This window comes from Bradyrhizobium sp. CB1015 (genome assembly GCF_025200925.1).
GTDB lineage: Bacteria > Pseudomonadota > Alphaproteobacteria > Rhizobiales > Xanthobacteraceae > Bradyrhizobium.
On sequence record NZ_CP104174.1, the window covers coordinates 3,448,553 to 3,461,928 of the forward strand.

The following is a 13,376-nucleotide window of genomic DNA, read 5'->3' on the forward strand; positions in this document are numbered from 1 at the left end:
CGATTATTTTTTGTAGGCGGGTGGGGCGAGAATATCACATCAGCCGGGCAACCGCTCCGCTTCGCTGCATAGCTGCTCGACCAGACCAGCAAGCGGACGTGAGCCGTCCACGCGCACGACCGGGCAGGGCAGGCCCGAGAGCCACGCTTCATGCTTGGCGAGACTGCGGCCTTCGCGATCGCCGGCTTCGTAATGGGAGGCCCATTCGACGAAGTCTTCGGTTTCGCCATGGCGCCAGCCGCCTGGCGCGACGGCATCAGCGCCGAAATGGGCGGCCTCGCGGGCGCGCAATCGTTTCATCCGGATCTCGCGCGGCGCGGTCACGAAGACGACCAGGTCGAAGTACGAAACGAGCTCCTCACCCCAGCCGGTGACGGATCCGCTCAGCACCCAGTCGAGGCGCGGCAAGAACATCTCGCGCATCAGGCGCAGGCGGTCGGCGGCGGGGCGGGTCGTCCGATAGGGCGGCACGGTGGGCAGCCAGAAATAGTCGTCGCTGTCGTGATGCGGCAGCGCCAGCTGGCCCGCGAGCGCGCGACCGATCGTGGTCACGCCGGAGCCCGAGGCTCCCATCAGATGGATGCGGCGGCTTTTCATATGCACATCCTGAGACTGGCTGAAAGACGTGGGAACCGCCGGGACGAAGTGATCGCGACGTATGAGGGCGACTCGTAGAGCGCTCGTTCAGGCGGCGCGGCGGCGCCTTGAGCCCCGTCCGCTTGTTGCGGGTTGGGCCGACAATGTCAGCCCCAACGCGCCGACGATGCGCATGACCGTGCCGAACTCGGGATTTCCCGTCTCGCCGAGGGCCTTATACAGGCTCTCCCGGTTCAAGCCGGCTTTTTTCGCGATCGTGCTCATGCCGCGTGCGCGTGCGACGAGCCCAAGCGCGTCACGCACGAAATCGGCGTCGCCGGTTTCGAGCGCCGCCGTGACATAGGCAGCCTGAAGGAGTTCGGAGTTGAGATAATCGGCGGCATCAAATCGCGTCGTCGATGCTGCGGCGGACTTTGTTTTGGACGTTGCCTTGTGCATCACACTTCTCGGCCAGTTCTTAGGCGTGCGGCGCGTAAATCACTGCCCCGACGGCGTGCGCAGGCCGTGCCAGGCGTCGCGGACCTGGTGGTAGTGCACCTCGGGCAGGTAATCCGGCGTGTTCAGGTTCAGCGTCTTGACGTCGAGATGGCCGATGGCGCTGAGCAGCGTGTAGGACGCGATCACACGGTCGCGTTGCGCGCCGATCAGGCGGGCCTTGGCCTGGATCAGGTCGGCCTGCGAGTTCAGAACGTCCACCGTCGTGCGCTGTCCGCCGGCGGCCTCGCGCTGCACGCCCTGCAGCGCGACCGTGGCCGCCTTCACCTCGGATTCCGAGGCCGAGACCGCGATCTTGGCGCCTTCATTGGCGACCCAGGCGCTGATCGCCGCCGTGCGCGCCTGGTTGCGCACCTGGTCGAGGACGAGGCGGCTCTGCGCCGTGATCTCCTTGGCCTGCCGGGTCTGCGCCGCGGCTTGGCCGCCGTCGTAGATCGGCGCGGTGACGTTGGCGACGATCGAGGCCTGGTCCTCGGCGAAGGTGCCGAGCGTCGGGTCGTTGTTGCGGCTCTTGCTGGCGCTGCCCTGGATGGTCGCGCTCGGCAGCAGCGTGCCTTCGGCGACGCGGATGTTGGTGGAGGCGACATCGACGTCGAAGCCGGCGGCCATCACCGCCGGATGCTGGCGGATCGCCATCGTCATGGCGTCCTCGCGGCTCTTCGGCAGATAGCGGTCGACGGCCTCGGCAGGCCTGAGCTGCGACGGTGCATTGCCGATCACCTGCGCATAAGTGGCCTGGCTGACGGCGAGGGCGACCTCGGCCGCGTTGAGATCGGCAAGGCCCCGATTGAGGCGGGCCTCGGCCTGCGCGGTGTCGGTCGGCGTGACGTCACCGGCATTGAGCCGGCGCTGGGTGACGGCGAGCGTCTCGCGCAGGAAGGCGACGTTGGAGCGCTGTGCCTCGACCAGCGACTGGTTGGCGAGCACGTTGGTGTAGGCTGTGACCGCATCGAGCAGGACGCCCTGGCCGACATTGCGCAGCGCCTCGCGGCCCGACTGCACCTGGAGCTCGGCGGCCCGCACGCCGTTGGCGGTGCGGAAGCCGTTGAACAGGCTCTGCGTCACGGTGACGCCGATGATCCAGGGCTTCAGATTGCCGGTCTGGATGGTGTTGTCGGGCAACAGATTGCGCACCGATTGCAGGCCGGCGCTGAGGCTTGCCACGATCTGCGGCCGGTAGCCGGCCAGCGCCTGCGGCACGTTCTCGTCGGTGGCGCGCTGGCGCGCGCGTTCGGCGTTGAGCTGCGGATTGGTCTGATAGGCTTTTGCCAATGCCTCCGGCAGGGCTTCGGCCGATGCCGCGGAGGGCAGGGCGCACGAGAGCGCCAGCGTGGTCCATGTCGCAAGCACAGGACCCGCGCCCGATCGACGTCGCGTCAACCCGCGACCAGCTCTGGCGGTACGCCCAATCATGTAATCCCGTTTTTCCCGGCTGTCCGCCCCGCCGACGATGGCCTCTTAGCTGTTTAGCCAGCCGAGGTCTCGCAGGCAAACTGCCGCGGGGAAAACCCCCATGTATTCCGTGCTTGTTGCAGGCGCGTCACAGGATGTGCGCGGGAAAGCGCCAGTGCCTTACACTGGCCTGACCGGTTTGTGCGCTACCGGTTCTTGTTCACCGGCTTGCGCTTTTCGATGAACGCCGCCATGCCCTCCGAGCGGTCCTCGAGCGCGAAGGTCGAATGGAACAGGTTGCGCTCGACGCTCATGCCTTCGGAGAGCGTAGTCTCGAAGGCGCGGTTTACCGCTTCCTTGGCCATCGCGGCCGCAGGGCGCGACATCGCGGCGATCTTCTCGGCGGCCGCCATCACCTCGTCCATCAGCTTGTCGGCGGGTACGATGCGGCTGACGAGGCCGGAGCGCTCGGCTTCCGCCGCGTCCATCATCCGGCCGGTGAGGCAGAGGTCCATGGCCTTGGACTTGCCGATCGCGCGTGTCAGCCGCTGGGTACCGCCGATGCCGGGAATGGTGCCGAGCGTGATCTCGGGCTGGCCGAACTTCGCAGTGTCGGCGGCGATGATGAAATCGCACATCATGGCGAGCTCGCAGCCGCCGCCGAGCGCATAGCCCGCGACCGCGGCGATGGTCGGCTTGCGGCAGCGCGCGATGCGGTCGCCGCCGATCGCGGCGAAATCCTCGGAGAACATGTCGATGAAGCCTTTGGGCTGCATCTCCTTGATATCTGCGCCGGCGGCAAAGGCCTTTTCATTGCCGGTCACGACGATGCAGCCGATGGCCTCATCGGCCTCGAGATCGTCGACCGCCGCGGCGATCTCGCGGAAGACGCCGAACGAGAGCGCGTTGAGCATCTTCGGCCGGTTCAGCTTGACGATGCCGACCGCACCGATGCTCTCGACGATGATGTGTTCGAACGTGCTCATGCTCCACCCACGCTTTTGATTGAGCGGGCAATGTGCCCGCTGGCGCGGATGGCTTCAAGGGGGCCGCGCGAGTCGCGTCCCCTTCGGAACCGGCCATCAGGCCATGAACATGCGCGCGGCGGAGGCCAGAGTGAGCAATGTGCCGACGCCGATGAAGATCTTACCGATCAGGGAGCTCTGGTCCCAGGCCGAGCTCTGCTGGGTGCTGGCCATCACCGGCGCCGGCCGTGGCTGCGCCTCGGTTGCGGCAATCACGGCTTTCTGCGGCGGCCGGTTCTCCTGCAGGGCGCGATCGATGTCGTTGAGCTGATCGGGCGCGACGACCTGGCTTTCCGGGTTCTCGGCGTTGGTATTATCGGCGGCTGCCTGGACATTGTCGTTGGCGCGGTTCGTCATCGCGGAGGCGGCTGCGGCAGTCGGCGTATCGGGGGCGAGCTGCGCATTGGCGTTGGCGACCCCCGGGGCCATCTGGCTCGATGGCGGTACCTGACCGTCGGTTTTTTCGCTCCTGGACTCGTCGGGCTTGCCCGCCGCGTCCTTCTTGTCGGCCTTGTCGTCGGATTTCTGCACCGTCTTCTTGCTATCGGTGCGGCGCGAGTCATGGCGCCGGTGCTTGGCCGTGTCGGCCCCTTTGTCCGCGCTCTCCGATTTGTTGCCGGCGGTCGAGTTCGGCGCCGCCTGTGCGATGCCCCCGGACAGCAAGACAAGCCCGGCCAAAACGATCAGGGCCGCGCGCGCGCTGGTTTTCATCATGTCGACGATCTCCCCAATTCCGCCCGTCCCGGCAGCGAACAGAGACCCCGGGGCGTGACGACAGCGGGGCAGAAAATGGGAATCTTCGGGCTACACCCGGCAAAAACGCGGCAAACCCTCTCCCGCAGCCGCCCGCCCGATGCAGGACGCACCGATCGGTGTTATGAGCCGTCGCAGATGTTTGCGGCCGCATCGGTCGCGCGGCCCGGATCTCGATCACGAATTCGTGATATATTCGGCCCCCGCGTAACAAATTGAAAGAGCGGCCGAATTGCATGGTGAGGGGCGCGGGTGCGCGGACGTGAGGACGAATGGACCGGCCTGATGCGGTCGGCCATGGCTGGCGATGATGCGGCATATCATCGCCTGTTGAAGGCAGTCACGCCGGTACTGCGGGCCGCCGCGAGGCGTGGCCTGGCGCGGGCAGGTCAGCCGCCCGACCAGGCCGAGGATATCGTGCAGGAGATTCTTTTGGCGGTGCATCTGAAGCGGCATACCTGGGACAGCGAAGCGCCCTTCGCGCCCTGGCTGTTTGCGATCGGCCGCAACAAGCTGATCGATGCGCTCCGCCGGCGCGGTAGGCGCGTCTTCGTCAACATCGACGATTTCGCCGAGACGCTGCCGGGCGAGGCGCCGCAGGAGACCGCTTCAGCCGGCGAGGTCGCCGCCCAGCTGGGAACCCTGCCGCAGCGTCAGCGCGACGTGCTGCAATCAATCGCGGTCGAGGCCGCCTCGATCAAGGATACGGCGGCAAAGTTGTCGATGAGCGAGGGCGCGGTCCGGGTCGCGCTGCATCGCGGACTTGCGGCGCTTACGGCCAAACTGCGGGACCATTGATCATGGACACCGATCAACTCATTCGCTCGCTTGCGGCCGACAACACGCACCGCGCCCCACGCGTCGGCGCCGTGCTGACGATGGCGCTGCTGGTGGCCGCGCCCTTGTCGATCCTGATCTTCGCGACATTTCTCGGCGTGCGCGCCGACGTGATGAGCGCCATGCGCAATCCGTTCTTCGACATGAAGTTCGCGGTGACCCTGTCGCTCGCAATCCCCGCCATCATCGTCAGCCTGCATTTGTCGCGTCCCGAAGCCCTGCTGCGCGGCTGGGGCTGGCTGCTGCTGCTTCCCGTCGGGCTGCTCGCGGTGGCGATCGGCAGCGAGGCGATGATGGCGCCAGCCATGCCGATGACGATGCGCCTGATGGGCAAGAACTCCAGGGTTTGCCTGGTCGCGATCCCCGCGATGTCGCTGCCGCTGCTGGCGGGGACGCTGTTCGGCCTGCGCCACGGCGCGCCGTCCCGCCCCGCGCTCGCCGGAGCGCTCGCCGGGCTGGTGTCGGCCGGACTTGCGGCGACCCTCTATGCCTCGCATTGCACCGACGATTCTCCGCTGTTCGTCGCGACCTGGTACACGCTCGCGACCGCGCTGGTGACGGCGATCGGCGCGCTGGTGGGATCGAGGGTGTTGCGGTACTAGCCGCGCCGGCTTCACGCCGCCGGCGTCGCGTGCAGCTGCATGCGGTGGAAGCGCAACACCTGTTGCGCGGTCGATGAGCGCAGCGCTTCATAGGTGTCGCGCAGCTTCAGCATGTCGGTCTGCGACCCGCCGGAGAGCTTCTCGCGCATGGCGATGATGGCACGCACGCTCGACCATTGCATGCCCGCGGCCTTGGCGAGGATCATCACACCCTCGGTACGGCTTTCGATCATCATGGTCTCGGCGGTCTCGACCGCAACGCCCGCGAGCGCCGCGAGCCCGGCATTGGTCTCGTCGAACTTGCCCTGTTCGGCGAAAGTTGTGATCTGGAGCTCGTTGAGACGGCCGTCCTCGTGCAGCGACTTCACCAGCGCGCGCGCCATCTCCGTCTGCTTCGTCCTGGCGACGGCGCGAACCCGTTGGGCCGCTTCCTCGACGGCCCGCGACACCTCGTCCGCGAGCTCAGGATGTGCGGCCGCGAGTTTCCTGCGCACGCTCGAGGATGCCTTGGCGACCAGCCTCAGATAGTGATGGCGCGGCAGGTCGGGCCGCAGGCCGATGCAGCCGGCAAGGTCGTCGTCGCGCTCGGCGCGGACGACGAGGTCGGCGAAACTCTCCTCGGATAATTGCGCGCCCGGATTGCCGACGGTCGACTGAACCACGTCCTCGTCGCCCCGCGTCACCAGCACGTCGGTCAGGGCTTCCGACAGCGTCCGCCGTAGCGAGATCGCCTTGAGATGCGCCTGGCCCCTGGTGCGCGCGATCTCGATCAACGTCGCTTCGTCCAGTCGTTCCGACTTCGACAGCACGGGGCCGGAGACCTCGATGATCTCGTCGAGCGCGAGCGTGCGGATGATCTGCGGCGGCGCAGCCGCGATCGGTGCGAGCCGTTCGGCGAGCAGCGCCCTGGCCGACGTCTCGATCTGCGCGATCAGGCACTGGAACACGTCGTCGAACACGCGGATGTGGTCGTCGGAATAGTCGACCGCGTTGCCCACGAAGAGATCGGTGACCCGGCGCAGCGTCTCCACCCGGCGCGCGACGGTGCCGTGCGAGAGGGCAGCCTGCAATTCCTCGATCAGGTTTTCGGATGGACTTGCGGAATTGGATCTCATTGCCCTGTCCTGGAGCGTTCGGGCCGGCGGCGGCTTCTGTCGCACCGGAGAAAAATGCATCGGTCAGCTCGTTGCAACGCAGTTGCGCCCTTGCGCTTTGGCGGAATAGAGCGCGCCGTCGGCGCGCGCGAGAAACGTGTCGGCAGTATCAGCGTCGCGCAGCGTCACGACGCCCGCGGAAATGGTCACACGCATGCTTGGGGAGAATGCGCTCCAGTCGAGATCGGCGACGATGCCGCGCAAGCGCTCGAGCATGCGGAGCGCGACGTCGCCCGACGTGTCCGGCAGCAGCAGCAGGAATTCCTCGCCGCCGTACCGGCCGAAACTGTCGGTCGGCCGGATGTTGGCGAAAATGGAGATTGCGAAGGTGCGCAGCACCTCATCGCCAATGGGATGGCCGTAAGCGTCGTTGATGCGCTTGAACCAGTCGAGATCGATCAGCGCGATCGCGCAAGGCGTGGATGCCCGCCGCGATTTTTCGATCTCGGTGTCGAGAAGCCGCATGATGCAGCGGCGGTTGTAGGAGCCGGTGAGCTCGTCGAGCTCGGCCAGTTCTTCGATGCGTCGATAGGCGGCCTTCAATTCGATGCTGCGCCGGTACAGGATCTTGCGCAGGGTGGCGCCGAACAGGCCGAGGAAGGCGCACTGGCCGATCACCAGCACGAAGCAGAGCATCGAGGCGGTTCGCTGAAGCCGGGTCGCGACCGGCAGTCCGATCGGCAGATCCGATCCCAGGAAAACCAAGGTGAGCCCGCAGGTGGCAAGGCCCCAGGTGACCATGGCCTGGCTCGACGTCATGCGCAGCGTGCCGAACGCGAAGATCAGAAACAACACGGCGAGGAACGCGACCCCGACCGTCGGCACCGCGAGCAGGAACACCAGTTGGAGCGCCATATGCGCCGAGATCTGGTAGACGGTGAGGTAATGATCCTCGAAGCGGTCGCCGAAACCGGCTTCCGACAGCACCGTGAACGTCCCGATGATCAGGAGGCCGCCGAGCCAGAACAGCGACGGAACGCCGATGGAGATCGTCCCGTCATAGGCGTAGAGCAGCAGGACCGAGGCGCCGAGCGAGTAGCTTGCGACCTGGCCGATATACATCTGGCGGCGCTGCCGGGCCCGGCGTTCCCTGACCTCGGGAGCCGTCGTCTCGGGCGCGAGGACGAGATCCGCGACCTCTGCGGCATTCCTCTCGGGAAAGGACGTCGCGGCCGTGCTCATGGTCCCGCCAATGGTGGATGTCAGCGTAAAAACCTACGTGGCAAGCCTTTAGGTTTGGTATCCTTTGAAATCGAATCCGAGCCGTGCAGCATGGAACAAGTCGATCAGCCAGCGTGAGATTTTTACCGGCGGTCAGGTATCGTGTGCGCTGCGGTCGAGCCGAAGCAGGGCTTGGCGCGACAAAGGTGGTGCAGGGCTGCTATGGAACCGGATGAGGCCGGGCCGCCTGTACCCGGACAGGCATTCCGCAGGGAAATATCGCAGTATTATGGTACCGATTCGGACTTGCGACGCTGACCACCGCGGGTGGGACGAGAAAAATGCCTGTATGTGGGGTAGCTCACACAGGCCCCCGTATGAGTGCGGTAGGTTGAACAATTTTGCCCCCCACGTCGAACCGTCCGCCGCATCGACCCGACCAACTTTGCGAGACGGCCATTGAGCGCGACACAGGCGGCTTCGGACGAGATCCTGATCGCCAGGATCGCTCAAGGTGACCGGCTTGCCATGCAGGTGCTGTACGGGCGGCACCATGTCAGGGTTTACAGGTTCGGACTGCGGCTCGTGCGGGACGAGCAGGCGGCGGAAGACCTCATCAGCGAGGTGTTTCTCGACGTCTGGCGTCAAGCCGGCAAGTTCGAGGGCCGATCCGCCGTTTCCACCTGGCTGCTGGCAATCACCCGATTCAAGGCCCTGTCTGCGCTCCGGCGCAGGAAGGATTTCGAGCTGGACGAAGAAGCCGCCAACGCGATCGAGGATACGTCCGACGATCCGGAAACGGTGGTGCAGAAGAAGGATACCAGTGAGGCGTTGCGGGAGTGTCTAACGGGCCTCTCGCCGGATCACCGGGAAATCGTCGATCTCGTCTACTACCACGAGAAGTCCGTGGAAGAGGTGGCCGAAATCGTCGGAATACCGGAGAACACAGTGAAGACGCGCTTGTTCTATGCGCGCAAGAAACTGGCCGAACTGCTGAAGGCAGCCGGCGTCGAGCGAGGCTGGCCATGATGGCTTTGAGCAAGAAGATGCTGGAGCAAGAGCCCAGTGAAATTGAACTACTGCTGCCCTGGCACGCTGCCGGCACGCTGAACGCGCGCGATGCGCGCCGTGTCGAGGAAGCGCTGGCGCGCGATCCCGAGCTTGCCAGGCAATATGCTGCGATCCGCGCCGAGTACGAAGAGACCATCCACCTGAACGAGAGCTTAGGGGCGCCGTCGGCGCGCGCGATGCAGAAGCTGTTCGCCGCGATCGATGCCGAGCCGGCGCGGGCGAGCGGCTCGCTGCCTCTGTCGGCGCGCATCTCGACCTTCTTCGCGAGCCTGTCGCCGCGCACGCTGGCCTGGTCGGCGAGCCTCGGCGCCGTCGCGCTCGTGCTGCAGGCCGGCATCATCGGCGCCGTGCTGATGAAGAACCAGCCCGCGACCTTCCACACTGCTTCGCTCTCGACCAGCGCGCCGATCACGCGCGAGCTCGGCAGCACGGCCGCGCCGGCGCGCGCGCTGGTGCGCTTCACGCCCGAGGCGCGCGTCGCCGACATCACCGCGCTGCTCGACAGCTACCAGGCTTCGATCATCGGCGATGCCAAGGGCGGCATGTTCCGCCTCCAGTTCGACAAGGCGATGAGCCAGGACGAGCTCGCTTCGCTGCTCGGCAGGATGCAGCGCGAGAAGCTCGTCAACCTCGCCGTCGCGGCGCCGTAGGCGCGCCGCCGAGCCGATGACGGGCAAATCCGAGAGCAGGGTGCGCGCCGGGGCCTGCGCTTCATCCGTCGGTGTTGCGCTCCTGGTCGCCTCCTGTCTCGGCGTCGGGGTTGCGCAGGCGCAGGCGATCATGCGCACGCCCACGATCAGTGTGCCCTCGCGCACGCCGACCGTCTCTCCCAACATCACCCCGCGGGTCAGCCCGAACATCGCTGCGCGCGCGGTGAGCGTCGACCGCGGCCCGCGGACGATGGCGACCATTCCGCATACCACGACGTCCCGCATCCGGCCGACGACGCCGGTGCTGCCCTATGCGCGTTACTCGCCGAACCTCTATCCGGCTTGCACCGCGCCCTATCGCAGTGGCGACGGCGAATGTCTGGCGCAGCCGAACGCGGGCGGCGAGGGCACCGGAAAATCTGGCAAGAAGAGCGCCGGCAAAGGGCGCGGCAACAACACGCCGGTCGCGCTGATCTCGCGCAGCTTCGCAGGCGAATTCGTCGCCGAGATCGACGGCGCGCTGTCGATGGCCGAGGCCGACGAGCTGGCGCGTCGCCACGGCCTGACCCGCCTCGCTTCCGAGAATTTCCCGCTGATCGGAGCCACGTTCGGCCTGTTCCGCATCACCGACGGCCGGCCGTACGAAACCGTGCGGCGCGAATTCGCGGCCGACGGCAGCGTGCGCTCGCTGCAGCCGAACTTCCGCTACGTGCTCCAGGATCAGAAATCGCCGGCCACGGCCGAGGGCGACCCTGCGCAATATGCGCTGGCAAAGCTCCGCCTGCCGCAAGCGCATACGCTGGCGCACGGAGCCAACGTCACGATCGCCGTGATCGATTCCGGCGTCGACGCCCGGCATCCCGAGCTCGCCAATTCCGTTGCCGACAATTTCGACGCGCTCGGCAGTGCCGAAGGGCCGCATGTCCATGGCACCGGCATCGCCGGGGCGATCGCGGCCCATGCCCGTCTGATGGGCAGCGCGCCCGAAGCCCGCATCATCGCCATCCGGGCGTTCGGCGGTGCCAATGGCGGCGCCGAGAGCTCGTCCTACATTATCCTGCGTTCCCTGAATTACGCCGCCGAGCACGGCGCGCAGATCGTTAATATGAGCTTTGCCGGTCCGAAGGATGCGGTGATCGAGCGCGCGATCGCGGCGACGGCCGCGCGTGGTCTCGTGCTGATCGCGGCCGCCGGCAATGCCGGCGCGAAATCGCCGCCGCTCTATCCGGCTGCCAATCCCAACGTGATTGCGGTCAGCGCGACGGATCAGCAGGACAGGCTGTTCGCCGCCTCGAACCGCGGCAACTATATCGCGGTCGCAGCCCCCGGCGTCGACATCTTCCTGCCGGCACCCGACGGCAAGTACCAGATGACGTCGGGAACCTCGTTCTCGGCCGCCTATGTCTCAGGCGTCGCGGCGCTGCTGCTCGAGCGCAATTACGCACTCAAGCCGGAAGCGCTGCGCATGACGCTGGCGAAGACCGCGCGCGACCTCGGCTCACCCGGGCGTGACGACCTCTTCGGCGACGGTCAGGCCGACGCCTTTGCCGCCGTCATGGCCATTCCCGCTGACAGCGCGACGCCGGTCGCTGCTGCCTCGGGTACAACAAAACGTGAAGATGCGGGCAAGCGTCGCGACGAGCCGGGCATTCGCGCTATCGAGCAGCCTTCGCTGTCGAGTGCGGAGGATAAATCCGCGGTTTCTCAGGCAGATAGACCGGCGTCCCGATAGCGGCCGCGACAAAGCTGCGCGCTCGCCGAAGGCTAAAAAATCAAACCCCGCATTGAACGTTCAGCCCGCTGCCCCGACCAACTGATGTGGGAGCGGTCATCCCTCCCCATCAGTCATATCAGGCGCGAGCGCCCATCCACCCCAAGCGCCCATATGGCTCGACCCGTCCGGTTGTCCCCCCGGACGGGTCTTTTCTTTTCAGAGCGTTTTTGAGCGAAGTGGATGCCGGCTCGCGTGAAGAAAACGCGTCAAAACAAGAATCTAGAGCTTCGATTGTGATTCAATCAGAACCGAAGCTCCAGGCGTCCGATTTTTTGAAGCTTCGCATCCGTTCAGCTTGCGGTTGAAGATCGCCGCGGCCTCGGTCGTCGTCGCGCGCGTGGTGCGCCGCAAGTCCGTTATGCTTGTGCGAAGCTTGACTCGAAAACACAGCAATTCTCCGCACGACTACGGTGTCTGACAACCAATGCCGCGTCGTTGCTGGACAAGTCAAAACTTTTCCACAAAATATTCATGTCGCGTCTAAATTGATTCGTGTGCGTTGCGTCCCCCCGCCTCCGTGTTTTCTCCTGACGGGCTGGTTCATGACACATCGCCAAGAGTTCGTTCGCGACGCGGCCGGCAGCCGCCAAATCGCGGCGCGCTGGTGCGCTCTCGCCGAGCAACGCCTGCAACATCTCTCCGAGATGTTCGAGACCGGGCGCTGGCGCCGCTATCATTCCGAGATCGCGTTCCTCGAAAACATCCAGGAAGCCAAGCGCGCCGTCCAGACCTGGCGCGCGCTCGCGACCGGCGGGGATGTCGCCGAGGCGGCCGCGAGCGTGACGCCGGCATTCGGTTGGTCGCCCGCGACGATGCCCCGCATGGCGCCGCGCGAGCAGGCGCAGACCGTGCAGCTCAAGACCTTGCAGCCAAAGGCCGTTCACATCGCTCCCGAGACCGCGACGCCGGTCAGGCTCGATCCGAAACCGGACGTGCTCGCGGAGATCACCGAAGCCCCGATCGCGCCGCTTGCCATGCCCGTAGCTTGGCCGTCGTTCGTCGCGCCTAGCGAGATGCCGCCGCTCAGGGCTCCCGCTGCGAAGGCACCGTTCACCGCGCCTGCCGTGAGATCGCCGCTCGCCGAGCCGGGCGCAACCGCGCCATTCACCGCGCCGGAAGTGAGGCCGCCGGTGCCTGCCGCGAAGCCGCCGAAGACCGCGCCTGCAGCGATGGCGGCGCTGCTGCCGCAGTTCGCCCCTCCCGCCGAGGAAATCGTCGCCGCCCCCGAGCGCGTCGTCGAATTCACCTTCAGCCTCGACGGCCTGGAAGCGAAGTACCCGCTGCTCAGGAACGCGTTCTAGCGAGGCCTACGGGGAAGCCGCAGCGTCCTCTCAACTCCGTCATCCAGGCGCGAGACACGTGGCGCAGGGCGCCACGTGGGGAGCCTCGAAGGATGCGCGGCCTGGCTGTCTCCCCAACAAACGCTTACGTCTTCGGCGCTCCCGCGCGCCGCCGTGCAAGCTGACTCACCGACTTCCAATCCGAACGGATGAGCGCTTCCTTCTTGGCGCGGCTCCAACCTTTGAGCTGTCGCTCGGCAGCAATACCGTCGGTGATCCGATCAAAATACTCCGACCACACCAGGACGACCGGGCGCCGTGAGAAGGTGTATCCTGGATGAGCTCCCGCATTGTGCTCATCGACTCGCTTGGACGTGTCCTCGCCGGTGGCGCTCCCGATATAGAACGAGCCATCCGCGCAGCGCAGCATGTAGACATAGATGCCCACAACATCATCCTTCGAGGCTCCCGGCACAGTGCTCCGCACTGCGCCGCTCGCACCTCAGGATGACGGCAGTATTCCGGTTCTCAAGTTTTGATGAAACAACCGCAGGCTCTTCCGTCATCCTGAGGCGCTCGCCATGG

14 protein-coding genes are annotated in these 13,376 nt (G+C 66.1%); 6 read left to right on the forward strand and 8 right to left on the reverse strand.

The window, feature by feature from the left end; all coding sequences use genetic code 11:
• Positions 1-39 precede the first annotated feature (39 nt).
• The 5 genes from N2604_RS15730 to N2604_RS15750 all read right to left on the reverse strand — a co-directional run bounded on the left by N2604_RS15730 (position 40) and on the right by N2604_RS15750 (position 4,223).
• Entirely contained in the window at positions 40-597 is a 558-nt protein-coding gene (locus N2604_RS15730; protein ID WP_260375533.1) for a hypothetical protein, read from the reverse strand.
• 87 nt (positions 598-684) lie between these two features.
• On the reverse strand, positions 685-1,035 hold the full coding sequence (locus N2604_RS15735) for an addiction module antidote protein (RefSeq protein ID WP_260375534.1): 351 nt from the start codon (positions 1,033-1,035) through the stop codon (positions 685-687).
• Positions 1,036-1,074: 39 nt separating this feature from the next.
• Positions 1,075-2,505, reverse strand: coding sequence for a TolC family outer membrane protein (locus N2604_RS15740; RefSeq protein WP_260375535.1), 1,431 nt, complete (start codon positions 2,503-2,505; stop codon positions 1,075-1,077).
• 185 nt (positions 2,506-2,690) lie between these two features.
• Positions 2,691-3,470 carry an enoyl-CoA hydratase gene (locus N2604_RS15745; protein WP_260375536.1) on the reverse strand — a complete coding sequence of 260 codons (780 nt, stop codon included), beginning with the start codon at positions 3,468-3,470 and terminating at the stop codon, positions 2,691-2,693.
• Between the two features lie 96 nt (positions 3,471-3,566).
• Complete coding sequence (locus N2604_RS15750; RefSeq protein WP_260375537.1) at positions 3,567-4,223, reverse strand: hypothetical protein; 657 nt, start codon at positions 4,221-4,223, stop codon at positions 3,567-3,569.
• A 291-nt stretch (positions 4,224-4,514) separates the two neighbouring features.
• On the opposite strand from N2604_RS15750, the gene N2604_RS15755 reads away from it, so the two are divergent.
• Both N2604_RS15755 and N2604_RS15760 read left to right on the forward strand, forming a co-directional pair.
• Positions 4,515-5,060 carry a sigma-70 family RNA polymerase sigma factor gene (locus N2604_RS15755; RefSeq protein ID WP_260375538.1) on the forward strand — a complete coding sequence of 182 codons (546 nt, stop codon included), beginning with the start codon at positions 4,515-4,517 and terminating at the stop codon, positions 5,058-5,060.
• Positions 5,061-5,062: 2 nt separating this feature from the next.
• Entirely contained in the window at positions 5,063-5,701 is a 639-nt protein-coding gene (locus tag N2604_RS15760) for a DUF1109 domain-containing protein (protein ID WP_260375539.1), read from the forward strand.
• A gap of 11 nt (positions 5,702-5,712) precedes the next feature.
• Here N2604_RS15760 and N2604_RS15765 read toward each other — a convergent pair whose 3' ends face one another.
• Complete coding sequence (locus N2604_RS15765; RefSeq protein WP_260375540.1) at positions 5,713-6,816, reverse strand: DUF2336 domain-containing protein; 1,104 nt, start codon at positions 6,814-6,816, stop codon at positions 5,713-5,715.
• Between the two features lie 63 nt (positions 6,817-6,879).
• Positions 6,880-8,037 (reverse strand): GGDEF domain-containing protein, encoded by a 1,158-nt coding sequence (locus tag N2604_RS15770; protein ID WP_260375541.1) that lies wholly within the window; start codon positions 8,035-8,037, stop codon positions 6,880-6,882.
• Positions 8,038-8,475: 438 nt separating this feature from the next.
• Here N2604_RS15770 and N2604_RS15775 point away from each other — a divergent pair, with 438 nt between their 5' ends.
• From N2604_RS15775 to N2604_RS15790, 4 genes are all read left to right on the forward strand, one after another.
• Positions 8,476-9,045 (forward strand): sigma-70 family RNA polymerase sigma factor, encoded by a 570-nt coding sequence (locus tag N2604_RS15775; RefSeq protein WP_025035047.1) that lies wholly within the window; start codon positions 8,476-8,478, stop codon positions 9,043-9,045.
• A complete protein-coding gene (locus N2604_RS15780) occupies positions 9,042-9,737 on the forward strand; it encodes a hypothetical protein (RefSeq protein WP_260375542.1) in 696 nt (231 codons plus the stop codon). The genes N2604_RS15775 and N2604_RS15780 overlap by 4 nt, the downstream gene beginning before the upstream one ends.
• Before the next feature lie 16 nt (positions 9,738-9,753).
• The gene (locus N2604_RS15785; RefSeq protein ID WP_260375543.1) at positions 9,754-11,469 is read left to right on the forward strand and encodes a S8 family serine peptidase; all 1,716 of its coding nucleotides are present in this window, start codon (positions 9,754-9,756) and stop codon (positions 11,467-11,469) included.
• A gap of 584 nt (positions 11,470-12,053) precedes the next feature.
• Positions 12,054-12,812 carry a TIGR03809 family protein gene (locus N2604_RS15790; protein ID WP_260375544.1) on the forward strand — a complete coding sequence of 253 codons (759 nt, stop codon included), beginning with the start codon at positions 12,054-12,056 and terminating at the stop codon, positions 12,810-12,812.
• Between the two features lie 124 nt (positions 12,813-12,936).
• On the opposite strand, the gene N2604_RS15795 is transcribed toward N2604_RS15790, so the two are convergent.
• On the reverse strand, positions 12,937-13,239 hold the full coding sequence (locus tag N2604_RS15795; RefSeq protein WP_260375545.1) for a GIY-YIG nuclease family protein: 303 nt from the start codon (positions 13,237-13,239) through the stop codon (positions 12,937-12,939).
• Between the last annotated feature and the right edge of the window lie 137 nt (positions 13,240-13,376).

What these genes read in the sequence shown, in the direction of transcription:
- N2604_RS15730 (WP_260375533.1), bottom strand. Translation starts at nt 597, where the DNA reads ATGAAAAGCCGCCGCATCCATCTGATGGGAGCCTCGGGCTCCGGCGTG.
- N2604_RS15735 (WP_260375534.1), bottom strand. Translation starts at nt 1,035, where the DNA reads ATGCACAAGGCAACGTCCAAAACAAAGTCCGCCGCAGCATCGACGACG.
- N2604_RS15740 (WP_260375535.1), bottom strand. Translation starts at nt 2,505, where the DNA reads ATGATTGGGCGTACCGCCAGAGCTGGTCGCGGGTTGACGCGACGTCGA.
- N2604_RS15745 (WP_260375536.1), bottom strand. Translation starts at nt 3,470, where the DNA reads ATGAGCACGTTCGAACACATCATCGTCGAGAGCATCGGTGCGGTCGGC.
- N2604_RS15750 (WP_260375537.1), bottom strand. Translation starts at nt 4,223, where the DNA reads ATGATGAAAACCAGCGCGCGCGCGGCCCTGATCGTTTTGGCCGGGCTT.
- N2604_RS15760 (WP_260375539.1), top strand. Translation starts at nt 5,063, where the DNA reads ATGGACACCGATCAACTCATTCGCTCGCTTGCGGCCGACAACACGCAC.
- N2604_RS15765 (WP_260375540.1), bottom strand. Translation starts at nt 6,816, where the DNA reads ATGAGATCCAATTCCGCAAGTCCATCCGAAAACCTGATCGAGGAATTG.
- N2604_RS15770 (WP_260375541.1), bottom strand. Translation starts at nt 8,037, where the DNA reads ATGAGCACGGCCGCGACGTCCTTTCCCGAGAGGAATGCCGCAGAGGTC.
- N2604_RS15780 (WP_260375542.1), top strand. Translation starts at nt 9,042, where the DNA reads ATGATGGCTTTGAGCAAGAAGATGCTGGAGCAAGAGCCCAGTGAAATT.
- N2604_RS15785 (WP_260375543.1), top strand. Translation starts at nt 9,754, where the DNA reads ATGACGGGCAAATCCGAGAGCAGGGTGCGCGCCGGGGCCTGCGCTTCA.
- N2604_RS15790 (WP_260375544.1), top strand. Translation starts at nt 12,054, where the DNA reads ATGACACATCGCCAAGAGTTCGTTCGCGACGCGGCCGGCAGCCGCCAA.